The organism is Serratia sp. KG1D (assembly GCF_037150675.1).
GTDB lineage: Bacteria > Pseudomonadota > Gammaproteobacteria > Enterobacterales > Enterobacteriaceae > Serratia > Serratia nematodiphila.
The window spans coordinates 12,033-35,407 of record NZ_JBAGIH010000008.1 but is presented as its reverse complement, the minus strand read 5'-3'; the positions used below and the strand labels follow the sequence as shown (position 1 = coordinate 35,407).

20 protein-coding genes are annotated in these 23,375 nt (G+C 52.2%); 3 read left to right on the top strand and 17 right to left on the bottom strand.

Going from position 1 to position 23,375, the window contains the following annotated elements:
* Positions 1-16 precede the first annotated feature (16 nt).
* A complete protein-coding gene (locus tag WFM45_RS23870) occupies positions 17-583 on the top strand; it encodes a DUF5983 family protein (protein ID WP_022650011.1) in 567 nt (188 codons plus the stop codon).
* Positions 584-674: 91 nt separating this feature from the next.
* Here WFM45_RS23870 and WFM45_RS23865 read toward each other — a convergent pair whose 3' ends face one another.
* Entirely contained in the window at positions 675-983 is a 309-nt protein-coding gene (locus WFM45_RS23865; RefSeq protein WP_336957498.1) for a molybdopterin-guanine dinucleotide biosynthesis protein MobC, read from the bottom strand.
* Positions 984-1,213: 230 nt separating this feature from the next.
* Here WFM45_RS23865 and mobA point away from each other — a divergent pair, with 230 nt between their 5' ends.
* Both mobA and WFM45_RS23855 read left to right on the top strand, forming a co-directional pair.
* Positions 1,214-1,549 (top strand): plasmid mobilization protein MobA, encoded by a 336-nt coding sequence (mobA, locus tag WFM45_RS23860; RefSeq protein WP_311382344.1) that lies wholly within the window; start codon positions 1,214-1,216, stop codon positions 1,547-1,549.
* Positions 1,550-1,570: 21 nt separating this feature from the next.
* Entirely contained in the window at positions 1,571-4,270 is a 2,700-nt protein-coding gene (locus WFM45_RS23855) for a relaxase/mobilization nuclease domain-containing protein (RefSeq protein ID WP_336957494.1), read from the top strand.
* A 66-nt stretch (positions 4,271-4,336) separates the two neighbouring features.
* Here WFM45_RS23855 and WFM45_RS23850 read toward each other — a convergent pair whose 3' ends face one another.
* The 16 genes from WFM45_RS23850 to WFM45_RS23775 all read right to left on the bottom strand — a co-directional run bounded on the left by WFM45_RS23850 (position 4,337) and on the right by WFM45_RS23775 (position 23,374).
* Complete coding sequence (locus WFM45_RS23850) at positions 4,337-4,540, bottom strand: hypothetical protein (protein ID WP_123839396.1); 204 nt, start codon at positions 4,538-4,540, stop codon at positions 4,337-4,339.
* 133 nt (positions 4,541-4,673) lie between these two features.
* Entirely contained in the window at positions 4,674-4,943 is a 270-nt protein-coding gene (locus tag WFM45_RS23845; RefSeq protein WP_022650007.1) for a hypothetical protein, read from the bottom strand.
* A 73-nt stretch (positions 4,944-5,016) separates the two neighbouring features.
* Positions 5,017-7,317 (bottom strand): F-type conjugative transfer protein TrbC, encoded by a 2,301-nt coding sequence (gene trbC / locus WFM45_RS23840; RefSeq protein ID WP_022650006.1) that lies wholly within the window; start codon positions 7,315-7,317, stop codon positions 5,017-5,019.
* Positions 7,318-7,320: 3 nt separating this feature from the next.
* Positions 7,321-8,577 (bottom strand): hypothetical protein, encoded by a 1,257-nt coding sequence (locus tag WFM45_RS23835; RefSeq protein ID WP_126530067.1) that lies wholly within the window; start codon positions 8,575-8,577, stop codon positions 7,321-7,323.
* The gene (locus WFM45_RS23830; protein WP_022650004.1) at positions 8,558-9,766 is read right to left on the bottom strand and encodes a secretion/conjugation apparatus DotM-related subunit; all 1,209 of its coding nucleotides are present in this window, start codon (positions 9,764-9,766) and stop codon (positions 8,558-8,560) included. The genes WFM45_RS23835 and WFM45_RS23830 overlap by 20 nt, the downstream gene beginning before the upstream one ends.
* A gap of 320 nt (positions 9,767-10,086) precedes the next feature.
* Positions 10,087-10,719: a plasmid IncI1-type surface exclusion protein ExcA gene (gene excA / locus WFM45_RS23825; protein WP_022650003.1), complete on the bottom strand. Its 633-nt coding sequence runs from the start codon at positions 10,717-10,719 to the stop codon at positions 10,087-10,089.
* Between the two features lie 61 nt (positions 10,720-10,780).
* Positions 10,781-12,940 (bottom strand): DotA/TraY family protein, encoded by a 2,160-nt coding sequence (locus WFM45_RS23820; protein WP_047625721.1) that lies wholly within the window; start codon positions 12,938-12,940, stop codon positions 10,781-10,783.
* A gap of 57 nt (positions 12,941-12,997) precedes the next feature.
* Entirely contained in the window at positions 12,998-13,540 is a 543-nt protein-coding gene (gene traX / locus WFM45_RS23815) for a conjugal transfer protein TraX (RefSeq protein ID WP_022650001.1), read from the bottom strand.
* Positions 13,537-14,739 carry a conjugal transfer protein TraW gene (gene traW / locus WFM45_RS23810; RefSeq protein ID WP_022650000.1) on the bottom strand — a complete coding sequence of 401 codons (1,203 nt, stop codon included), beginning with the start codon at positions 14,737-14,739 and terminating at the stop codon, positions 13,537-13,539. The genes traX and traW overlap by 4 nt, the downstream gene beginning before the upstream one ends.
* 581 nt (positions 14,740-15,320) lie before the next feature.
* The gene (locus tag WFM45_RS23805) at positions 15,321-18,374 is read right to left on the bottom strand and encodes a hypothetical protein (RefSeq protein WP_022649998.1); all 3,054 of its coding nucleotides are present in this window, start codon (positions 18,372-18,374) and stop codon (positions 15,321-15,323) included.
* 86 nt (positions 18,375-18,460) lie between these two features.
* Positions 18,461-19,186, bottom strand: a complete 726-nt coding sequence (locus WFM45_RS23800; protein ID WP_063864836.1) for a hypothetical protein — start codon at positions 19,184-19,186, stop codon at positions 18,461-18,463.
* A gap of 183 nt (positions 19,187-19,369) precedes the next feature.
* Positions 19,370-19,774 (bottom strand): DUF6750 family protein, encoded by a 405-nt coding sequence (locus WFM45_RS23795; RefSeq protein ID WP_022649996.1) that lies wholly within the window; start codon positions 19,772-19,774, stop codon positions 19,370-19,372.
* A 34-nt stretch (positions 19,775-19,808) separates the two neighbouring features.
* On the bottom strand, positions 19,809-20,333 hold the full coding sequence (gene traQ, locus WFM45_RS23790; RefSeq protein ID WP_022649995.1) for a conjugal transfer protein TraQ: 525 nt from the start codon (positions 20,331-20,333) through the stop codon (positions 19,809-19,811).
* Positions 20,333-21,103, bottom strand: coding sequence for a conjugal transfer protein TraP (traP, locus tag WFM45_RS23785; RefSeq protein ID WP_022649994.1), 771 nt, complete (start codon positions 21,101-21,103; stop codon positions 20,333-20,335). Before traP ends, traQ begins: the two co-directional genes overlap by 1 nt.
* Positions 21,087-22,394 carry a conjugal transfer protein TraO gene (gene traO / locus WFM45_RS23780; RefSeq protein WP_022649993.1) on the bottom strand — a complete coding sequence of 436 codons (1,308 nt, stop codon included), beginning with the start codon at positions 22,392-22,394 and terminating at the stop codon, positions 21,087-21,089. The genes traP and traO overlap by 17 nt, the downstream gene beginning before the upstream one ends.
* Positions 22,394-23,374, bottom strand: a complete 981-nt coding sequence (locus WFM45_RS23775; protein WP_336957484.1) for a DotH/IcmK family type IV secretion protein — start codon at positions 23,372-23,374, stop codon at positions 22,394-22,396. The genes traO and WFM45_RS23775 overlap by 1 nt, the downstream gene beginning before the upstream one ends.
* Position 23,375 lies beyond the last annotated feature (1 nt).

Sequence of the window (23,375 nt, the reverse complement as noted above, 5' to 3'; positions counted from 1 at the left end):
TTGGAAGGAATGGAACATGCCACACTACATATCCCGTGCGCCTCATGGCGTCACCTGTATCCGTCTTGATAACGGTGATGAAGCTCTCTTTGTGAATGGAGAACTGATTTCCTCATGTACAGCCAGTGAACTTTATCCGCGTATTATTGCATCAGGGTTGAACCTGTCGACGGCACTTAGCTTGCCATTTAAACAGCTTACTGCTCAGGTTCCTGATAACCCTAAATGGACATGGGAGGATGTTACTGCATCGCTCGGATGGGGACAGCGTACTGAACTTAATCACAAAGTTTTGCGTTCTGTTCTGGAATGTAGTCTGAGCCATATTACGCGGAGGGATAGCGAGATTCTGAGCGAACTATGTCACGCTGAGTATGAAAGCGAATGGATCCATGAATCCGATCTGGGTTACATCATTCGTGTTGATGCCGTCAGTTATCCGCTTCTCATTCTGAAACATCATGGTATTTCAAAAGCGGCGAGAATAGTGATTTACACTGCCATGATAAAGGCTGACATCAGCATGGTTCATTTTACTTCATGGGGAGAAATGCTGGCAGACGTTCCGACCTTTGAATGGTAATTTCTACATCATCTCCCTTCTTACCAGGCTGAAAAAATATTTCATCCTGGTAAGAAAAATTTTAGTACATCACATCTTCAGGATGCAGGAATTATTTCGTTGGTGATGACGAATTTTCTGCCGTCGACCTGCGATTTTTACGGGCTGGTTTGTTTTTATCAGCATCACGAACGATTTCACGAAGTGCTCTCTCACTGATTTCATACCCCGTGGTTTTTAGTGTCTCTTTAATGTCTGAGACCGTGTAACCTTTGGTTTTTACCAGTGCTAACAGGTCATCACGGATTGCATCCAGAAATTCCTTTTGTGATTTGCGCTGAGGTGTCAGATCCGGTAAACCAGCCAGAGCAACCTTTGCCAGCTCGATATCTTCATCTGAATAAAACGCCTTCTTACTCATCTTCTTACCCCTTTCAGAATATTGTCATCCAAATCATAACATTGACCACTCAAAAGTGGCAGTGCTCCGCACTGCCTATGCCGTCAAATCGCCACTAGGCGAAACAGCCAGCGAAGCGTATAATGGCTCGAAAGACGGGACAGGATGTGCATTTGTAATACCGCGCACGCACGATATTACAAATGCCACCTGGTCAGGGCTCCGCCCCGACACCCGAGTAAGGAGCACACATGAGCGACAAAGCATCCCGAAGGGGAAGTGATAAACGGCAGAAAACCGTAATCAAGACCCTGAGATTCACGCCGGATGAAATCGAAGAGATTGAACAGAAAGCGGAAGCAGTGGGGCAAAGCGTATCGGCTTATATCCGTAACGCAGCGATGAACAGAAAGATGATTTCACTCATCGACGACAGCTTTATGACCGAGCTTTTAAGGCTGGGGAGACTGCAAAAGCATCTCTTTGTTGAAGGGAAACGAGTGGGTGATAAGGAATACTCCACGGTCCTTGTCGCAATAACAGAACTGTCGACCACGCTCAGAAATAAACTCATGAACAACGATTAGCACGGAGAGAAGAACAACATCATGATCCCGGTTATTCCACCGAAACGACAAGACGGCAAGTCCTCCTTTGGGGACCTGGTTTCGTACGTTTCTGTTCGTGATGAGCCGCGCGATGATGATTTAATGGAAGCCGTTAAAGCTTCCGGAACAAAGCCAGAAATGCCGCACAGCAGCCGCTTTTCCCGTCTGGTTGACTACGCTACTAAACTGCGTGATGAGTCGTTTATCTCGCTGGTTGACGTGATGCCTGACGGCGGGGAATGGGTGAATTTTTACGGTGTGACCTGTTTCCACAATTGCACATCAATTGAAAGTGCAGCTGAAGAAATGGAGTTCTCCGCACGTAAAGCGAAGTTTGCCCATAACAAAAGCGACCCTGTATTCCACTATATTCTGAGCTGGCAGTCGCACGAAAGTCCGCGCCCTGAACAGATTTACGATTCGGTCAGCCATACACTTTCCCGTCTCGGTTTAGCGGGCCATCAGTTCGTTGCTGCCGTTCACACTGACACGGATAACCTCCACGTTCACATCGCTGTAAATCGCGTACATCCGGAGACTGGTTATCTTAACCGTCTTGCTTACAGCCAGGAAAAACTGAGTAAGGCCTGTCGTGAACTGGAGCTCAAACATGGGTTTTCACCTGACAATGGCTGCTATGTGATTGCCCCTGATAATCGTATTGTTCGTCGTACCTCTGTTGAACGCGATCGTCAAAGTGCCTGGAAACGTGGCCGTAATCAGAGCCTGAGAGAATATATCGCTGACACGGCAATAGCTGGTTTACGGGAGTCACCGGTGACCGACTGGTCTTCTCTCCATCAGCGTTTTGCGAAAGAAGGCCTGTTCCTGACAAAGGAGAGCGGCGAGCTAAAAGTGAAGGATGGCTGGGACAGTGAACGTCCTGGCGTTACGCTTTCTGCGTTTGGACACGCCTTTGATACCGATAAACTTATTCGTAAACTGGGTGAGTTTGTTCCTCCTGTACAGGACATTTTCTCGCAAGTTCCGGCTGTCGGCCGCTATGAACCAGACAAGATTATTATGCCGTCTCGCCCTGAACGGATGACAGAGAAAGAATCCTTATCGGACTATGCGATCGCACGTTTACGGGCGCCGCTGATTGCACTTGATCAGGATCCAACGCAGCGAACCATACAGTCAGTGCATACGCTTCTGGCACAGTCTGGACTGTATCTGAAAGAACAGCATGACCGTCTGGTTATCTGTGACGGGTATGACTCAACGCGTACACCTGTCAGGGCGGAACGTGTGTGGCCTGCGCTAACGAAGGCTATTCTGGACTCGTATAAAGGAGGCTGGCAGCCGGTACCGAAAGACATTTTCCAGCAGGTTCCCCCTGCGGAACAGTTCACCAGCGGCAGTCTGGAAGCCACCCCAGTATCCGACCGGGAATGGCGAAAACTGCGAACAGGTTCGGGCCCGCAGGGGGCGCTGAAACGTGAGATTTTCTCTGATAAGGAAAGCCTCTGGGGCTATGCGGTTTCACACTGCCGTCAGGACATTGAGTCGCTTATCGGTAGTGGTGAATTTACCTGGGAACGCTGTCATGAGCTACTGGCGCGTCAGGGGCTGTTGCTGATGCGCGAGCAGCAGGGCCTGGTTGTGATGGACGCTTACAATCACGAACAGACCCCTGTAAAGGCCAGCCACGTTCATCCTGATCTGACGCTTGCGCGTGCGGAACCCCATGCTGGTTCGTTTGTTTCGGTGCCGGCAGACATCTTTGAACGTGTTAAGCCGGCCAGCCGTTACAATCCGGAACTGGCCGTGAGCGACCGCGATATTCCGGGTATGAAGCGTGATCCTGAATTGCGTCGCCAGCGTCGCGAAGCGCGCGCAGCTGCGCGAGAAGATCTGAAAGCCCGTTATGCAGCCTGGCGGGCTAACTGGCAGCGCCCTGATTTGCATGGCCGTGAACGTTACCAGGCGATTCATGACGAATGCAGGATACGTAAAGCGCGCATCCGTATCGAACATCGTGACCCTCTGGTGAGGAAGCTGCATTATCATATTGCAGAGCTTCAGCGCATGCAGGCACTGATTGCGCTGAAAGAAACCATGAAGGCTGAACGAGCTGAGCTTATCGGGCAGGGGAAATGGTATCCGCCGTCTTACCGGCAGTGGGTTGAAGCTGAAGCGGTGAAAGGTGACAAGGCTGCGATATCGCAGCTGAGAGGATGGGATTACAGGGATCGTCGTGGTAATGCGGTGAAATCTACAACAGACAACCGATGTGTCGTTATCTGTGAGCCAGGCGGAACGCCGATGTATTCCGGTGTTCCTGGCCTGCGGGCTTCACTGAAGAAGAACGGTCGCGTCCAGTTCCGCGATCCGGAGACAGGCCGCCATATTTGTACCGACTATGGCGACAGGGTTATTTTCCGGAACAGTGGCGATTACGATGCGCTTAAGCGGGATATGGTCAAAGTCGCGCCGGTTCTCTTCAGCCGTTCTCCGAGCGTCGCGATGGCTCCGGAAGGGAATAATGAACAGTTCAATACAGCTTTTGCCAAAATGGTGGCATGGCACAATGTGAACCACCGTGATGAAGGTGAATACCAGATCTCGCGACCGGAGGTCGACCAGGTGCGTGTTGAAAGCGAGATGCGCTTTGCTGAAATGACGAATCAGGGGAGTAATACAGAAGCTGTGCGCAATGAGTCAGGACCAAACTGGAAACCACCTTCACCGTTATAAGCATTCGGGGACCAGATGGAATTTAGCCCGCAGATAAGAAATAAAAAAGGCCGCAAATGCGGCCTTTTAAACTTTTAGAGGATGTTTTATGTCATAACAAGCGACAACGCCCGTGACTACATGGAACGCAAGCAATACATAGGCAAAGCCGCATGATGTCCAGAAGACAGCAAAACTATCATCAGCACCTATGAAAGAAGCGAAAATAAAGAATAACTGAAGTGAGCAACCTGCAATAGATAAAACCAGTGTCTGTTTAGGAATGTTCATTCTCTGCCCCCTGTTTTATCAATCATACTTATCAATTTCTCGTACTGCCAGCAGAACGGGATAGTGTGAATCTGTGCCCAATCCGGAGGGTAGCATAATCAGGTCAAAAAAAAGGCCGCTTTCGCGGCCTTATTTAGTTGAATGCGATGCGTGGGACTAATTCCCATTCAGCATGGTCTTTCTTTAAAACACATTTGTATTCAGAACCATCGTGTTTTATCTGCAACCCAACAGTATAAAGCTTCTCGCCATCGGAGCAGGCGTACACCTTCTGCTGGTTCGTGAGGAGGATGTTACGGATTTCAGTCAGCTGCGCCACGGCATCGGTGTCGATAACGGGCTGGGGCGCTGCAGCGGCAACGCATGAAAAACCAAAGAGGGCGGCAAATAGTAGTTTCTTCATTTCATTTCCTTCATTTCTATATCATTTTGTTTATCGGCAGCTGTTCCTGAAACAAGACAATTTTTTTGAACTATCACTCTGGCCACTCCATATCCGGATGTGGTGAATCAGGCAGTTTCGGGGAGATAAATGGCTCGTTTCGATATCTGGAAGGAGGAATATAAGCCGGCTGCGGGAGTGTCAGCGTTCTCAGTATCGCATCTGGTGCGAGCTGAATTTCTTCAGCGCTTACTTGCGTCGGTTCCGATTCAGGCTTATTAAGCGTGATGTACCGTATTGTACGTTCTGCCATAGTGGTTGTTCTGATTACCTCCAGCGCTTCTTCCCAGAGGTTTTCTTCCCGTCCACGGTGGTCCGTATCATATTCAGTCATCAGATTATGCGCTTCCTGGCGATTGGCCAGACGCTGCTGAAAGGTATCGATTATCTTCCAGGGTTCAGCTTTTGCCGCTTTACGCCGACGCGAGGGCTTTTCTGTCAGAACACCAATGATTTTGCTGACGTTCTCCGGAGCAGGAAGACGTCGCTGCGCTGTTCGTGGAACAAGTTTACGTAGTTGCTTAAGGTTCGGTGGGTTAATCGTGATGTATCGGTTGATAATGACGGGTGCATTGCACGTTTTGTCCTGCGGCTCGATGTAGAAGGATGCTCCCGGAACCGGATCGCCCTGAAACACCGTGTAGTTCTCACCTGGCTGCAATTTAATCAGATCCTGCACATTGATTTTGTTCTCCATCTGAATATTGATGTGGTCGCCATCGATCCAGGAGGTACCAATGATACCGTCACGCCGTTGCAGGCTGACCATGTTCGCCCGGGCTTCCTGTCCTGCGGCATTAGTGATTGTCTTTGCCGTTTTATCATCACTTACGATTTTACCCGCAACCTTAGTGCCGGCGTTTTGCATCAGGGTGGCAACGTTTGTGGCTGAGGTCTGGCTTTCAATGCGCTCCTGGTCCTGGCTCATCATGACGATAGAAAAGTCCAGGGAACGTACCTGTGTGGCCTGAACGGCAATACGCTCGGTATAATAGGCTCCCACCTCGTCGAGATAGTTCATGTAGGGGAAGGGGCCTTTGTATTTGGTGATTTCGAGAGCTTCGGAATCTAGCCCTTCCAGACGATGTCCCAGGTCCCGGGCCAGTATCATGCTCTGCTGGGTAACAAACATTCTCCCCAGTGCAGAGGTTGTGTGCTGAGAGGTGTTCATTGCCGGGATAAGGACCAGGAGTATCCGGTCGCTGTGAATGCTGTCGCGAATATCAATGTCACCGGCATCCTCAGCGAAGATATTACCGAACGTTTCCGTAAATGTGTTGAAGGTTTCCAGAAACTGCCCAGTCAGGTAGCTGTGCTGCTTGCGCGGCTCTTCTGTCCAGGCTGAAGGCTGGCGAACGGTGGCCATATCGAAACCCGGTACGTCTACCAGATAATTATAGAGCGGAGAGACAGCTTCCTCTGGCCATTGATCGTCTATGGCACGGCAGTAAAGCTCTGCCAGTTTCTCCAGTGGCATAAACTCGCGCAGCAGCTGCAACGACATGGTTTTGTTTTCACGGACGCAATAGAACTTTGTGCCAAAAACCAGCGCCTTGTTCATTGCAATTGCTCTGGACTGCCATTCTCCCCCCTGTACGTTGGTCGGCAGCATTGATTGCATCGTCTCAGCAACAAAGGCCTCAGTGCTATAGCAGAAGGGGTTCCACTGGTGAGACTGTGGCCGACTTTTATCACCGTTGTGGATCATCTCACTGCGGGACATGCCGCTATTCATGAAGTTGATGTATTCCACATCATCCTCACGCCCAAAGCGGCGGGCCAGGTAGTAGCAGGTGCGCGCCGTGTCGTTCTGCGCCTTACCGTCAACAAAGGTGAAGCCCCGACCCCAGCAAAATGAATTGAGCATCCACGCATAGATGGTTTCGGTTTTCCCTCCACCGGTCGAGGCAAAGAACATCACATGACGGGTCAGGTCATCAATGGTGAGCCAGAGTTCGCGACCGATATCATTCATTCGCCTGTAGCCGAGATAGAATATTCCCTTACCTTTACTTTCCTGCGTTGTTTCATACTGAAACAGTGAGGGAAACCTTCTGAACAGGCTGCGTCGTACCTTCCGGTCTTCAGAGGGGTCTACTTTATTCAGGTGGACAGGCATTCGCATGGGCATACGCCAGCGGTGTGTTCCAAAGCTGATGCTGGCCACGATGGCCAGCAAAAGCAAAAGCGGTATGGCGAGTGGCCAGATAAACCCCGCCACCACACTTCCTGCCATAATTCCGGCATACAGCAGGTGGTCGCGCAAAAGCTCAAGAACAGGGGAGTTCCAGGCATTGCGCTTCATGAGCGCCTGGTTAACGGGCGTATAATTCATGGTTTACTCCTGGATACTGAGGGAACTCACAAAGCGGTCGACCTGTTCTGGTGACATTGGATCTGTAATTTTCAGGAAGTGATCAATTTTATCCGGCGCGGTCAGCATGCCCGTTGCCAGGCGAATGCCCGTGTCAGTCAGCACTGTCGGCGTACCTGAAAAACCAAAGGTGCGGAAGCCAGTATCGTTTACGGCTACTACGGCCTGAGCCGACGCGGAACAGTCTGAGCTCACCTGTGGAGGTGTTGTCTGTCCCGGAACCAGCATACCTGCGTCCGGTCGGAAAAGAACACTCCATGCAACAGCACGAGCTGTCTGGTCCTTCTCGCATAAAACCGGAATGATCTTCTCTACAGCATCGCCGCCGTCATTCACGACTGATACAGGGAATACAACAACGTTGTAACGCTGCGCCAGCTGTTCGATTGCCGGCTCCATACTTCTGCAGACCGCACAGGTTGGATCGAGGAATGCATACAGCGTACGCTCATGCCCGGTTGAGAGCTGGATGGTGAACAGACCTCGATCGGTACTGCGCTTCAGTATTTCCACCATCTTCTGTCGCGCTGACTGTTCCGTCGCTTCTTTTTTTACTGATGTGGTTGACGTTACCGCTGCCGGTGCTGTTTTCAGGGCTTCAGAAGGCGAAGCCGGTAAGGATTTATGACTTTCCTTCATAATATTCTGCATGTTGTCGGATTCAGCCTGGGCAGCCTGAATGACTGTATTGCCTGCCGCCGGGTTGGCTGGCTCCTGAACAGCGGCAGTCTGCCGCGGCCGGGCCGGTGCGATTGCGCCTGGTTCTGCCGGGATAGTCAGTGTCTGGTTTCCCACATTGAGTGAGAAATGGTTGTCCGTACCCAGGAGCCATAACGAAGATGCTATCAGCGCGCCGCTCACAAACAGGGCAAGGGACTTCATACGGCGTTTCATTATTGCCTTACTCTGGGTTTTGAGGTGTCGCGCTATGGTGTTGAAGACTTCCGCTGCATCGTGCATCGGGTCATCAAGAAGTGTCACGGCTTCTGCTGAATATGGATAAAAAGCGATGAGCTTTTTATCGTGGATGGCCATACGCTGAGGCTCACGAAAGGTGAACAGAGCCTGAGGAACACCATGTCCGTGTTGATGTAAAACCACAATGGTGTCGTTACAACGAAAGGTGGTGTAGGTGCTTTCCAGCGACATAATGAGACTCCAGTAGACAGTAAGATAATTAGCGTCAGAAATGAGCGAAATTTCAGAAGATGAGATCGTCATCGTCACCCGGGCGAGTGATGACGTCTTCCGTGAGTGACCAGTTGGTCCGGATGCGACGCTTGCGGTCGCGGTCTGGCTGAGGTTCGTTCCAGATTAGCCCCAGGGACAGCATATCGATGCGCAATCCCTCAATGGCTTCATCGACGCAGGCTTGCGGGCAGGGGAGGCCAAGTCGGATAGCCTCACTCTCGGTGCGGGCGACGGCGACGATACCTGCACCTTCAATAAATCCTTTGGTGGTGTTTGCCCGGTGCAGGGCATAGAAGAGTGGGCGGTCTACCCCCTTTAGCCATAGCCAGTTAGGTGGTGTCAGCCGTAAATCATGTGCGTACAGCCAGACCAGACCACTTCTGACGTAACGGTGCTCACGCAACCACTGTTTCGCGCCTTCGCTCTGGATGACGCGCTTAAAAGCGGTTCTCGCCAGCGCATAGACCGGAACTGAGAATTTCCCCTTATCACGGCGGCTTTTTATCCGACAGGAGCGGTTCAGGGCATCCATTAATTGACGTGCGGCCGGTCGGTCGTCCAGGAAAAACTGAAGGCCGAATATTGCGAATAATGCCTTTTCATGAGGGGCGAGACTTTTCCATCCATTAAGTGGACGCCCCAGTTGGGCCATAAAAACAGCCCTGCAGCGGGCAACATCGAGCTGCATATTACTGATGAGTTCATGCTCTTCAGCGAAACCCTCAGGGCTTTGTGCCGGACGTCTTTCTTGACGACGTTTATCAAGCAACAGGCGACTGGAATTCCCCTCATTAAGAATGGGGGCAATTGCAGGAGAAATGGTTTCCATAGCGAAGGGCAGCGTGCTGATATTGAGTACCCGTCGCGTTTGCCAGTTTCGTGCAGGATGGCATAACCAGCTCCACAGCGAAGCGGTAGACAGGGGAATGAGGAATATCATCAGGATCACCGTCGTTTGCTTCATCACGTTGATCCACTGATCGTAAGTGATGTTTTCGGCATTGTTGGCGGTGACGGCCAGCAGGTTATAACGCGGTGCGGCCCAGGTGTGGAAGGGGCCAAAATCAGCCATGCCCCACAGGGTATGCAAAATGAAACATGACCAGTACACAAACTCAGGCAAGAACAGCCATGCAACAAGCAGAAGCATAATGCCCAGGATGGCGAGGGCTCCAAGAAATTCAAGCGGGTCAGTCGTTCCCGCGCGAGCGGATGTCATGGAAAAGCTCCCTAAATAAAAACGATGAAGACTAACTGAATAAAAGAGGGCAGCAGAGCCCGAGCTTACGAAAAGTTAGCAAGCGTATTTACTGGTGATAACGGCAGGTGAAATTATATTGATTGGTCAAATATTAGATTGTTGAGGATCTGATACGGATCTCCTTTGTTTTAGTGAGGGTCATTAATAAGATGGGTTGTGGTTTTTATTATCATCATCTGTTTTAAAGTGAATTTTCAGAGCGATGATCTGCGTTAATGAAATCAATGAAAATAGCCGGCAATTAAACCGGCTATTTATTGGAGGGTATTGGATGTGTTTCAGGCAAGAACGGGAACAGGTAGCCCTGTCAGAGATTCGATCTCGGCACGTTTTTTATTCACGACATCGTTAAAGTTGAAGTTATAGGTGTATCCTTTGTTGTTCATTGCATGCAGATGGTTAGCAATACTGGATGCAGCACCGGTATCGATAGGAATCATCGGCAATGATGTGAACCTTGTGAAGAGACGCAACTTTGAATCTTCAACCTCTGTACGTGTCAGGCTGTAAGCATCGAAGCCAATGACATCCATGACATTGCCCGGGTAGATTCGGACGTACAAAAAGGTTCCTTGCTGAAAGTCGAAACCCAGGTAGGTACTTTTCCAGAAGAGCCAGCCCTCAGAACCGCTTTCCGGTTTGAAATGACCCGTCTCCTTGATTTTCTCAACAACAGCAAGGATCTTTTTTTTGCGTTTCTTGGCTATAACATAATTGATGGCAAATGGACCGAATAACAGTAAGCAACTTGTTATGGCGTATAGATATGCCTCCGGGCGTACGTACTCATCCATGATGATTGAAATGGAGCATAGAAAAAAAATCAGCAAGAAAGAGATTATACCGAACTTTAAAAATAAAGACTTTGCAACAGAGTATAAAACCCACCACTTAGGGAATCTATCTTTCACAGTAAACCCTCCTTAGGTATTTCACTCAATGTTATAGCACTACTGGATAGATGTCCACATCTCAACTTTTTATTCCATCATTATTTGTTTCCCCTGGACCATTCATACCCTTCGTATTAACGCCAGGGGTATGCCGTATATTCCTCCCACCGGCTACGAACATATCTTTGACAGAACCAGCCATGCTTCCAAGAGTATTTGCTGCATCTCTACCGCCAAGGAACGAAATGACGTAGTCAGGTAAATATGCCTGTAAGGCAAATATGCTAGATACCAGTGTCGTGCAAATTCGAGCATAGATCATTAAAAAACCAGCCATGCTGAATAAACCTGTTAACGAGTTGGCTTGAACATTGACCAGTGCGACACCAAAAAGTGCATGAAGGATAGTGCCAGTAGCAACAATCGCAACAGATGCAAAGAAAAATCCAAAAACCATAAGTGCGGGACGAATCATGGTATCTATAAAGTAAATGTAACCATAAGCCGCACGACTGCCTCGATCCTGAGACGTACCTAGGTGAGTTGCCCCCCATAGAGGTCCCGCAGCGCAACCTACTAGAACACTGACAATCCAGTTACCAATACCAGTCATCCAGAAGATAAACGGAATAAATGGCAAATAGATTGAAAGTGTAAATCCAGCGCTAAACATAAGTAGTAACAAGAAATATACTGCTGGCGAAATGGCATCAAGCCCTTTATCTACAGCGCTAATTGCTCCTGTCATATTGACAACCTTCCCGAGAAGGGATGACTCTCCACCCGCAACAGCAGCCCGTATGACTGTGTATGCTGTTAAAGTTCCCTCCGCTGCAACCAGCGTGTAATCTCCAACATTTTTCATTTTAACTAATGGGTTTACCTGCCCTGTTGAGGTTCCTGTCCCACTATAATTTGTTGCGATGTTGCTGGTTAAACTGACGAAAAATGGAGCGAACGAGTTCATTAATATGCTATTTGGGTCATTACCTTCAGAAGCACTTAACTCGTTTTGTGATGTTGCTGTACCTGCTGGAGGTGCATAATTAGAGTTTTGTAACTGGGTACGGTAGGCGCTCATTACCGCACTGAACAGGTCTCCGCTGCCAATTTCCCCAAGGGATGACATCCCACTGGTTGCCGGCGCGCGACTGGCAACTTCTGTCAGGCGTTGATTGGCCGTTGCAAAAGTCTGGTACCAGGCACCGAGAGCCGCCCAACCATAAGTGTCGAGGTAATTCCTGACAGCATCCTGTATGCCATTTTGTTCACTCTGCGCCGGTAGTGCGCGCTGAACAGTTTGTTCGTACGTACTGGCTGCTCTCTGAATGCGGGTTTCAATATCCGGGAGTGTGCCGTTGCCGGTTGTTCGTTTATTCATAAACCCTGCCATAAACTCGCTGGCCGCGCTGTCCATATCCTGGATCATTGCTTCCATAGCTTTGTTTTGCGCATCCACCACTTCACTTGTATCGCGGTTACTGAAGGGGTTAAAGAAGCTTCCGGAACCAGACGAGGAGTCCGATTTCTGTTGTTCCGGTATCGTCGCCGTGCCGCACACACCGCTGCCGTTGGTGACCCGGTAGGTATAATTCCCTCCAGAAGAACCGGATACCCCTGCCATTCTGGCTGTGGTCGAGTTTGCCGTGCTGTTGTAATCGTCCAGCGCAGTATTGATGGCATATTTACAAAGCTGCATCTCAAAAATACCGCGTGCAGAAGTTCGGGTCGAAGCCTGTGTGGGCTGGACAGTCAGGGAGTAGCCGCTGGCAATATCACTGGCTGCTTTGGACACCATCAGGTTGGCAGAACCTACGCCCATAATCGACGCGCCCCAGAGAATTATGAGCTGGGACATGCTCCAGCCATTGGCGGTCGGGATAATCATCAAAAATCCTGACACTGTGCTCAGTGTGCTGGTGATATCGCGATCCCCGCTGAATACCTTGCCCTGATGCCCCGTTTTATTAATGTGCTTCAGACCAATAAATACAAACCAGACGACGGCAAGGACGGCGATAATTCCGTTAAACAGAGCAAACAGATTCCCGATCATCGTGGTATTGCCGGCGGCGAGAGGGTCCAGCACCACATCGCCGAAGATAGTGACCAGTGCCTGTCGGGAGAGGTCCTGTGCATTGGTTGCAGCAGAGACTATGTCATCGTAAGTGACACCTGCGCGTGCCGGGGTAACAGAGATAAGCAGCCCTGCACAAAGCGCACGAATGAGATTTTTCACGGTAACTCCGGATAATGCATGAATGCCGGGATGTCGGCAGGAGGCAGAGAAGGGCAGCTATTTCCCGAGAATGGCATCTCGTACGGCATGGGTTTCCGCCATGAAATGCTGAAAGGTGCCTCTTTCAGCAAGACTTACGCGACGGTTGCGTAACTGCCACAGTCGGTAGGTTACGATTAGCGCTTTTGACCATGCCACGCCAGCACCGGAAAACAGCACCACACAGGTGCTGATCTGGTGCGCGGAGATACTCCCACCAATAATGAATGGTGTCAGTGCTGCAAGCGGAACCGGTATGGCCATAAGCCAGAACAGCACTCGCCAGCGCCTGCGCTGGCTCACATACCCCTCATCCAGCTGTGCGGGGGTACAACCTGATTCCGCAACGGCTTTTTCCCAGTCAGGAGAAGCCGGCGGTTTGTCGTCAGTAATGAGCTCCGGAAAAGCATCACGCATTCGCTCAATATTTCGTGATGTCATGTGCCGGGCAGCCCGCAAATACCACTTCGTTTCCTGCAATGGCAGAAATATGCTCAGCAGTCCCCGGGTAATACGTCCAGGTAGTCCTTTTTTCCGTGCGACTGTTTTTTCCAGTGTCATTTGGCAGCTCCCTGGTTCATGGCTGATTCGAGTTGTTTCAGACGTGGGGCGTAGGACTGGCGGGCAAAGGCGGCGAGTAGCTGGCCGTCGATCACGTTCCCTTTGCGCAGCAACTCTTTAATGTCGTTAAGTTGCCAGTTCATCTGTGCCGTAGTTCGGATGAGTTCGCGCATAAGGTTATCTCCGTCCATTTGCTGCAGGTCGGAGAGATAGGCTGTGTTGGCATATCGACGTCCGGCCTCAAACGATTCAAATTCTCGCTGGCTCATGTAGCCCTTCGCCTTCGCCTCCGGCGAAGCCACATTGTCAAAATACTGCGCTGCGGAAGGTGACTGCAGTGCTTCTTTCAGGGCATCACGGGTGGTTTCACTGGTCTTACTGTCGGCAATCAGCGAGAGCTGAGGTTCAGACGCGGCATCGATGATACCGTTGTACTCGTTGAGCAACCCTACATACGTACGACCGGTAACAGTGTTGACTTCACCTTTGCCTGGCGTGCGGCCTGCTGAAGGTCGAGCCGTGTTTTTCATGTAGGCCATAGCGGCATCAATCTGTTCCTGTGACCAGGAAAGTGCCGGTGCCTGCCCTTCAGGTCCCGCGCCGCCATAGATGGAGCGTACCTGACTGTCACCTCCGGGCAAATTACTGACGGCAGGGCAGATACCGGTTCCGCCAAAGCGTTCATATTCTGCTGCCGTACAGTACGCGGCATGTACGTTCGCACCGTCATAAGCGTCGCGGGCCTGTTCTTCCGATGCTGTAGAAATCCTCTTCCGCACCGCTGAACTGGAAACACCTTTGCCTGATGAGAGTTTTGACGCGGCGCTGCCTGATGCACTTTTACTTTGTGCTGCCACACCGGATGCGGAATCACTACAGATCGAATCCGGTACCGAAAAACTCTGCCGTGCCTCCTCCAGACGTTGGGTTTCATTATTGAAAATCATTTGCTGACGAGTAGCCTGCCCATCCTGATTAATCAGGGCGCCGAGCTTGTCGGCGTTCTGTGTGATGGCTGTGCCGGTTGCCTGTTGCATCTGTAGTATTTCGACCAGAGTTGCCTGGATGGTGGCCATCTCAGGCAGAACCTGAGTCGTGATCGGAACGCTGGAGTTCACGTTGACCGTTAAAGCACTGGCAACAGTGGGAAGGCTGGACGCGATGGCCAGCGCCAGCGCGGGGAGATGACGTTGTAGCATGAGATTCTCCGTTTATTTGAGCGGGGTAAACACGCAGGGAAGGCGGGTTGACTGTGTGCCGGGGGCGAGGGCGACCAGAGGGAAGGTCTGAAAGCGTCTGCTGATACGTCCTTCCCGGCTGCGGGTGTCTATGATTGTCAGCCCACGACGCGTGATTCTTGCATGAGCTGGAGGGGTGATATCCAGTACCGGCCAGTCTCCCGAGCTGAGTTGTGGGGTATCTGCCCCCTCCGGCCATAACCAGGTATCATCAGTTAACACCGCCCCTGTATTTTCAGGTAGCAACCACTGGACCACATGACGCGATTCCCGCACCGGTTCGCCTGGCTCATTGACCTGCCAGATGGCTGTTGTGACCAGCTGGCGTGGTCGCGCTTTGAGTGAAAGAAGCACGCCACAGGCCTCTTGCGTTGCCCGGCGATCGGTCGCGTATACCGCCCGGGAGTTCACTGCACTGTCTGTACGGAAGTGCCGGGACGGCAGGACGAACTCCACGCCGTCGGCATCGATCACCAGGCGGGAAAGACTGACCTGGCCCTTTACCGGGCGGCGACAGCGTGGCGTCAGGTGGATGGAACACATCAAAGGTCATACCCCAGCTCATTTATCATTTCGTCTGCCATCAATTCGATGACGCCCTTATCACCACGGGCGCCACTGTTACGCTCCCTATACTCAATGAGTTTTTTTGCGGATCCGCGAGGGAACTTCTCCGCCAGTAACTGACGGGCACGGGCAGTACCGATCGTATCCGAGAGATTTCTGCGTAGCGCGCCGTCTTTTTTGTCTGAGTTAAGCGACCACAGCTCCAGCGGTCCGAGCGTAAACCGGACAATCCGTGCCAGCGTCCCCTGGGTTGTGCGCATCATACATAGCATCGGTACGCCACTACCGTCTGCAGCCGGACCAGCTGGCATACGCAGGAATGCATGAAGATTGTGTTCGGGGATCTTAAAACTGTCCCGTAAAAGTGGAATATCTTCCTGGCGGAAGCGCAGCAGCCAGAGGGTGTTGGCAGAGTCGAGCAGGCTTTTCGGATAGTCGGTAAGGAACTGGGTACTCAGCACCGTGCGGATACCAAACTTACGTTGTTCACGATCCTGCGTATCCAGTGCTTCGAAGATGAAATCAATGCCTTTGACGTTGTGCAGTTCGTCATAGATTTTGGTTTTCATTTCACTATCGAGCTGGTTGATGCGTCGCATAATGCCCGGGAGGTAGGCTTCCGGCAGTATTTGCATTACCTCATCCTGATACTGCGGCAGCAAAAAATCACCCGCAGTGATGTGGCCAGCAAAGAGGAACATGATGCCGGTTTTCAGTCTGCCTGCCGGGGTCTTATCGCCGGCTACGTTGTTTAAGTCTACGGCAATAATGCGTGTGTTCGGGTTCAGCGCAAAACGAGTCCGACTGGCCATCATCGGGTAGTCCTGTCGGGCCTGAATCATGCAGCGCTCAATGTACTCCACCAGGGGCTCCTGTGAGCCGTTACGCTGTATTCGGCCAAAAGTCTCCTGAATAACCTCACTGCGTAGTAGCGCGGGCATATCAGCAAGTTCTGGTACCGCCTGGTAGTGTGCCCGCTGAGCTGCAGATAACTGTCCACGTTCATGCAGGAGGTCACGTACTTCGTACCATGGTGTCGCGGTCCACCACTCCGGATCGTGCTCACCCCACAAACCGGATGACTCCAGTGCCGCATCCACTTCTGGCTCTACGTTTGAACGGAACATGTTTGGCTCAATACCACTACGCATGTCATACGCCAGATCAATCAGGCGATTCACTATTTGCCGGGTATCTGTAGGGTTAGGCGGGGTCCCTTTATCCGGTTCGATACAGAAGGCCGTCAACATGGACGCGATAAATTGCTTTTCTGGTGTCACTGGCTTACGAGCGCCGTACAGGATGTCGAAGACATTGCGTGACTTAGACGGGTCGTTGCTGAGTATGATGCCGACTGCTTCGTCCTTTCTCTCTTCTGGCAGACTGTCACGTATCAGCTGGATTAACCCCATCGCGCTGAATCCTTTATCAATGTGAGCCACATAAGGAAGCGAAACCTGGGCGGAAGATACCTGTATTTCCGTCAGGGTATTAATCAGTACCGATTTACCCAGACCCGAATCGCCAGGGGCAAGTTCGGTATGCTTGTTCTGTCGAGAAGACCCCAGCCCGACTTCCCAGGCGCATCCGTCTTCCGTGTGCAGCATCAGGTTGCCTTCCCCTCGCCAGACGGTACCTGGTCGGTTGAAGGGCAACATCGATAGCGCATGGGAGAGTGGCGGGTAAAGCGGAACAGGGCCGGAGCCCGCTGACGCGGCCAGCATACTGTTGACCCATCCCCTGCGAGGATCACCGAATGTGGTGGTCGTGTTACAGACTCCCCAGCCCTGCAACGCTGATTCAAGCAGCATCTGATTACGGGAGCATATTTCCCGGGTATGCCCCCAGGTGGACGCCACAATGGTCATCACGCAGACCGGATCGCGTTCATCCGTTGCAGCCAGCTGTGTGAAAGCGTCGTAAAGTGGGCGAATAGAGGGAATAAATTGTCCAAATGATGAAATAGTCTTTTTCCAGCCCAGCGCTTTCATCCCGCCAGGCATGATGTCGATTCGTATGCGCCAGGGAACGGAACGTGGAACCAATTTCACAAGCTCATTGAAGGGGCGGGGATGCTGAGGCGGAAGTGTTATGGCCACCATGCCGTGCCACAGCCCCCCTGCATGCACCAGATTACCTTCTGTTTCTGGCGTACAACCAAATACCTGAAGATTCAGGAAGGGAGCTAGCAGTGCTGTAGCGTCGCCCTCCTGAAGCGCACCCGCTGGCGCAGCCTTCCCCGGTAATGCCGGGCGCCATGCGGCCGATGTGCTGTTGCGTGCTGTTTCACGTCTGATTTCATTACAGAACTCAGGCACATCAAGCAGGCGGACAAGCAAGCCGTCTCCACCGCGTACGAGTGCTTTTTCAAGAGTGGTGATAAAGCTGTCGTGTCGGATCTTCAGACCAGACATTTGCCAGCGCCAGGGCTCCTGACCAAAGCGCGCGACAGGTGCTTTATCCTGAATGGCCCGAACGGTGGCGTTAAAATCGGTTCGTTCCTGATGACTCACCAGTGTCGGAGAGCTCCAGACGGCAAGCCAGCAGCGCTCACGAACAAGCCACGGAGAAATGACATTGATCTTCTCATTAAGCAGGTCATCCAGCTGGACGCCGATGTGCTGAATTGAACGCATTTGCGGGGCGATCATGGCGCTGACTTCGTCACGCCCTTTTTCCGGGTCACGTTCGAAAATGAAGGCCAGTTTATGGCCGATATTTTTCCAGGTGGTGCTGAGCGTGGACGCGAGGTGCGCGATCATTCCTTCAAACGCATCCGGATGATCGTCTGAGGCTGTTTCCGACATTTCACGCAATGCCCCGGATATTTCGAATACAGAAAGGAAATAGCCATGATGGGTGACACCTATATAAGGGGCTTCCAGCCAGGGTCTGAGCTCCAGATCTTGTTTGTCCAGTCCGATCACCGTACGAATGTCGCAGTAGTCGACAAAGTCAGCAGAGACGGCGAAACGGGAACAGGTATTCATAACGTCTTCAATAGTGAAGACAAGGCGGTTGATATTCATAGCTGCGAAGACTCCACCGGAATGGCGTGTATTGATGGGCGAGGCGCTTCTGTGGGCGCATCTGCGGGATAAGGCTTGCGTTAGGTTTACGTGACAGTGGTACCAGATGACTGTGAGGATAATATTGTTGTCTGCGAGGCTCCTGACAGAACGTCACTGTCCGTCACTGAATCAGGTGTCAGGATCAACGCCACTCCGTTCATTTTTTGTCGCATTTCATCGCGCATGACTGGCGGGAAACGTTTAAGTGCATCTGCATAGTCAGCTGGTCGCCATCCCCCGAAACGTTCTTCCAGAGGAAGACGATGGCGGGTCAGTTCCGACAGTACCCGACGGCCTTCCCGAACCTCGCCTGGTCTGGTGCTGAAGACGGCCTGCAGGGCTTTTCGGTTCAGGGCAACAACATTACGTGGGTGCAGGTCCGGTAGCCAGACCATGACCCCCTGAGCAGCAGCAAATCCGTTGAGGGCATGCCAGGCATGGCAGAGGTAACAGAGGTGAAACGGTGTCGTGAGCCGTTCTAATTCAGCATGTTCGATGTCAGACAGCAGACTGGTGTCGGTCAGCAGTGTTTTGGGGATGTGTCGCAAAGCAATCCGGCGGGCGGCAAGTGATGCGTGCTGCATCCCGGTCCGGGCAGCTTTCAGAGCCCGGGCGTGTTTCTCATATTCAACCGGTACCTGCGGGGTGGGACGTGACTCCAGCTGAGCCAGCGTGTCTTTCGCTCTGACAAGTCGGGTCCTGGCATCCTGCGCGTCTTCCGCAAGTCGGGATAATGGCAGGGATTCCGGTAACACAAACAGATGTTTCATGTCAGCACTACAGCAATAACACCGCCCTCCAGAAACGCTCTCGGGGGGAGGAAGTAAAGGGGCTGTGGAATGGACAACATCAGGAACCGGAAGCGGATGTAGCCATGGACAGTCAGGTGTCTTTTTCTTTTTGCTCATCGTTTTCTCCTGAAAGGGTCGGTAAACACCGACCCTTTCCTGTGGTTAGCTGATATTGACAGAGCTGGTACCGAGCTGTTTCTGGGTTCGTCCCATAATTTCAGGGACTACGGCCAGTAGTGCGCCGATGGCCAGACCTGCACAGCAGCGGCCCACAGTGATCTGCGGATTGGTGCCCACTTTTTTGAAGGACAGCAGGGAACCGATGAAGATGAACACACCGATCGCCTGGGCAATTTCCAGGCCGGAAGTTTTACCGCTTTTGGCACCAGAGGCGGCGCTACCAAACATATCGGCGAGATCGCCATCAGCGAAGGCCATGCCGGGTAACAGGAACGTGACCAGAGCACACAGCCCCTGAATCATGCGCTCGCGGCACTGCATCATGGTCAGCTGGCAGAAAATAACGACGGCATAAAGACGCGCGGAAATAGCACGGAAAAGTGACATAGTGTCTCCTTGGGTTATAAAAAAACGAAGTGTGTTAAAAAGAGAGGCCGAGAGTGGCAAGTGCGGCATCGATGAGCTGAGGTGAAAAGACCATACCGGTCCCTGCAAACAGTTTTACTGTCGCAGCGCGAATGCTTTCACTTGAACTGAGTGCGGTGTGCCCCTCAAGCTCTGATCGTCGAAACATATCGAGTGCCGCATAGACAAACCCCACTCCTGCTAGCCGGACCAGAGAAAGTACGGCGTTAGCAGCCCCGGCAGCAACGCCGTAGGTGGCGGGTTGCACATACGCGATTGCATCAAAAGATGTGGCGCCAAAGCCAAGCTGCGCACCACTGGCATTAATGATGGAGGGGAGAGATACCAGCGCGGCGCAGGAAAAAAGGCCAATAGCAAACTTGCCCGGGGACAATGGACTTCGACTGGAACGTTGCCGGGTCAGAAGTGCGATGAGGCCAAAAAAACCAATCATCTCGGACCAGCTGAATAATAAATCCAGCCCAGCGGTGAAGATGCCCGAAGCAAGATTCTCTATTAGCGTGACGGCATCCAGTGCCATTAGCGCAGGGTTCCTCCGGTTGTCACCACAGAGCGCGTGGCAGGATCAATCTGACGAATAGTGACTTTACCCAGCGTATCCCCCTCCCGGACTGACCAGGTACTGCCCTGCCATTTGATCCACGCCATTCCTGCTTCCAGCGACATGATTTTCATGCCTGCAACAGCACTGGTTGTCTGCCGTTTTTGGGGCCGGGAAGCTGTTTTTGAGGCATCAGAGGTGCTTACGCGGGTTTCCAGAACAGCCAGCTTCTGTGTCAGCTCATTAAGCTGTGCACGCGTTTCTACTGCGTAAGCCTCATCCCTTTTGATAGCATCAGACAGGCGCGTAACGCTGTCTTTAAGCGACGTCAGAGAGTCATTTATCTTGCGGTCACGATCGTTCAGCTCGTCACGGATATCCGTCATCATGCTCGCCCTGTCGTCCTGAGCCATTGGCAGGGACGTATGTGCCGCCGGTTGCGCCGCGGCTGGCGAGACAGCCTGCTGCGGAACAGACTCAACCGTACTATGCTGTGCACCGTCGAGTGTATTTTCAACTTCACTGAAGCTGGTTTCAGACGGCGTATTATTCGTCAATGACAGTGATGGACCGAACAGGTACCAGAGGCTGGCCACTGCCAGAAGCGTTATCCCGAGAAGCCACGGCAGAGAATAGCCAAACAGCAGGTCTCGCTTCCAGAAGGGCGGTTTCTCGCGAGGATCTGGCGCGCCAAAATCATCCTCGCTTTCCAGTGTTTCTTCTTCAGGCATATCAATTTTCTGGTTCATCATTGTTCCTCACGGGTACGGTATCGCCATACTGACGACGGATTTCAGCCTGGCGGCGCGCGATGGCTTCCTGCAGGCGGGTTTCGGTTTGCTGCTCTGCGGCAGCGGGTGCTGATAAGGTGCTATTGATTGCGGGACGAGCCGCTTTATTACTGCTGACAATGTCGTCAGAAGTAACCGAGTCAACGAAGAGAATGGAGATAACTTCTTTCTGCTTCACGGTGACCTGGCGGAACGGCTCACGGGCCATCTCCTGTTTGATGACTTCCGCCCCGGTCTGGGCTGTGCCGCCAACCATTACGCCAGCCACTGTGCTGCCATCAGGTTTACCCACTCGTCCGGTGACGGTACCGACACTGGACTGCATAACCTGAGTGTTAGCATCCTTGTACAGACCGCCAAGATCACCAAGACCTCCCAGTACAGCGGGCAGAACGATGTGTGTTCCCCATCGATGGTTAACATCGGAGGCCACAGAAGACATCAGGTTTTTCTCACTCTGTGCGCTTGCATTGACGTTCAGCTCCATGCCGTTCCAACTCATACTGGTAAATCTGATATCCAGTCCATTGCCGGCAAGTTTTGCTGACGAACTGTGAAGTCTTGCGCCAGCCAGCGGCCCGGCAGGAATAACCGCAACAACCTCTGAGTTGGGGTTATCTGAATCCACGGCAGTCTCCATATAACCGGCCGCACGCGTAAGTGCGTGGATGAAGACCTGTGCACTCTCTGTTTCAGTTTTTGTCTCTGCCAGGTTTCTTGTGCCAGTCGCTGGCGATGTCTGCGTAACACTTGCCAGGGCAGTTGCCAGCACCGGTGCATCGCCGCCAGTCTGTGCGTCACTGATCCGCTTAAGCAGTTTTTGCAGTTGAGCCTGGCGCTTTTCGTTTGCCTGCTCTTCTCCGGCCGGGTTTTCCGCATGGCGTGATGCTGCTGGCGGCGGAGGTGGCAGGTCCACCGGTTTTGTTTCTGGCACCTTATCCGGAGGGGGTTCCGTGACTTCAAGGCCGACCGGGAGACTGGCGATGAAGGATGAATCGGTCCGTGCGGCTTCCTGCGCGCCTAAATCGTTTGAGGCTTTAAGCAGTTCACGGTAACGCGGGCTCTCCGTCGTGGTGGTTACGGCACTTGAGGCCGTACCGTTAAGGTTGACGGCAGAATCTGTTCCTGAAGGGTCATGTGTCAGCCACGACATGGCCAGATAACCCGCGGTCACTAAAACCAGGGCACTAAATCCAATTATTGAAAAAAGTTTTTTGCCGTTCTTACCGGCATCCTGTTCTGCGCTCATTACTGAAGCTCCGGCGTGACGTGAACGGATTTCCCGTTTACTGAGAAGGTCAGTAACGGGGTGACGGGGAGTTTCCAGAGATGCGTACCATCCGCTGAAGAGAGTGTCTGTTCAAACTCGTCGCGCAGCATTGCGCGGGAACGGACCATCAGATCATCACCGCTTTGCCAGATCGCAGTGTCAGGGACGTTGCCCTGGAATTTAAGGCGACGGGCATCTTCTGGTGGTGTGCCATCCAGAAAAGCCTGCAACGTGGCGCTGTGGAGTGCGATTTTATCGACGGGTACGCCCGGGGTTGCTGAGCCAGGACCCAGACGCGGGACGCGTAAATCCAGCCGACTGTCGATCTCCTGACTGGCAGTACGGGTGTCTGTCTCACCACTTGTCACATTGATCATGATTGGAACATCAAGCCCTTTCAGATATACGGAAATATTCCCCGCAGCCCACGGGCGCAGTGGTGTTATGGCCAGCATGTTGGTTCCAGCATTGAACTTCACATCAAAACTCTTCGGGCTGGCATTAATTGGCGGATCTGACTGTGGCCACGGTGCGCCACTGATGTCCGTCAGGGTGACGACGCTCTGGTTATTCATGGCCGTGCGTACCAGCGGGATACTGGCGCCTGGAGAAAGATTGAGGGTTAATGAACTGATACGCGGAACCACGCTTATCATTGGGGCATTTACAGAACGCTCGTTGTCGGTCAGTCGAAGCCTCAATTCGCGTATCTCATCCGCTGACAGAGGCGAGTCTAAACCTGCTGCCTCATCTACCAGCGGCGAGCTTTGTTCCGGGGGCGGGAGCTCTCCACTAATCCGGGTTGCCGGTACACCTGTTGTTTGCGCTTCTGCCCCCTGAGGAGCGGCGGCAGTTGTTGCACCAGGCGTCCTGGCATCCTGCCAGCCAGTATTGTCAGCGGCGGCTACGAGGGCCGGACCACACAGCAGTAGTGTGGTCATGAGATAACGAAGTTTCATG

What these genes read in the sequence shown, in the direction of transcription:
- traW (WP_022650000.1), bottom strand. Translation starts at nt 14,739, where the DNA reads ATGCTACAACGTCATCTCCCCGCGCTGGCGCTGGCCATCGCGTCCAGC.
- WFM45_RS23845 (WP_022650007.1), bottom strand. Translation starts at nt 4,943, where the DNA reads ATGAAGAAACTACTATTTGCCGCCCTCTTTGGTTTTTCATGCGTTGCC.
- WFM45_RS23850 (WP_123839396.1), bottom strand. Translation starts at nt 4,540, where the DNA reads ATGAACATTCCTAAACAGACACTGGTTTTATCTATTGCAGGTTGCTCA.
- WFM45_RS23830 (WP_022650004.1), bottom strand. Translation starts at nt 9,766, where the DNA reads ATGACATCCGCTCGCGCGGGAACGACTGACCCGCTTGAATTTCTTGGA.
- trbC (WP_022650006.1), bottom strand. Translation starts at nt 7,317, where the DNA reads ATGAATTATACGCCCGTTAACCAGGCGCTCATGAAGCGCAATGCCTGG.
- traQ (WP_022649995.1), bottom strand. Translation starts at nt 20,333, where the DNA reads ATGGCACTGGATGCCGTCACGCTAATAGAGAATCTTGCTTCGGGCATC.
- traO (WP_022649993.1), bottom strand. Translation starts at nt 22,394, where the DNA reads ATGAGCGCAGAACAGGATGCCGGTAAGAACGGCAAAAAACTTTTTTCA.
- mobA (WP_311382344.1), top strand. Translation starts at nt 1,214, where the DNA reads ATGAGCGACAAAGCATCCCGAAGGGGAAGTGATAAACGGCAGAAAACC.
- WFM45_RS23800 (WP_063864836.1), bottom strand. Translation starts at nt 19,186, where the DNA reads ATGAAACATCTGTTTGTGTTACCGGAATCCCTGCCATTATCCCGACTT.
- traX (WP_022650001.1), bottom strand. Translation starts at nt 13,540, where the DNA reads ATGACACTGGAAAAAACAGTCGCACGGAAAAAAGGACTACCTGGACGT.
- WFM45_RS23775 (WP_336957484.1), bottom strand. Translation starts at nt 23,374, where the DNA reads ATGAAACTTCGTTATCTCATGACCACACTACTGCTGTGTGGTCCGGCC.
- WFM45_RS23805 (WP_022649998.1), bottom strand. Translation starts at nt 18,374, where the DNA reads ATGAATATCAACCGCCTTGTCTTCACTATTGAAGACGTTATGAATACC.
- WFM45_RS23865 (WP_336957498.1), bottom strand. Translation starts at nt 983, where the DNA reads ATGAGTAAGAAGGCGTTTTATTCAGATGAAGATATCGAGCTGGCAAAG.
- WFM45_RS23855 (WP_336957494.1), top strand. Translation starts at nt 1,571, where the DNA reads ATGATCCCGGTTATTCCACCGAAACGACAAGACGGCAAGTCCTCCTTT.
- WFM45_RS23835 (WP_126530067.1), bottom strand. Translation starts at nt 8,577, where the DNA reads ATGACGATCTCATCTTCTGAAATTTCGCTCATTTCTGACGCTAATTAT.
- WFM45_RS23870 (WP_022650011.1), top strand. Translation starts at nt 17, where the DNA reads ATGCCACACTACATATCCCGTGCGCCTCATGGCGTCACCTGTATCCGT.
- traP (WP_022649994.1), bottom strand. Translation starts at nt 21,103, where the DNA reads ATGAACCAGAAAATTGATATGCCTGAAGAAGAAACACTGGAAAGCGAG.
- WFM45_RS23795 (WP_022649996.1), bottom strand. Translation starts at nt 19,774, where the DNA reads ATGTCACTTTTCCGTGCTATTTCCGCGCGTCTTTATGCCGTCGTTATT.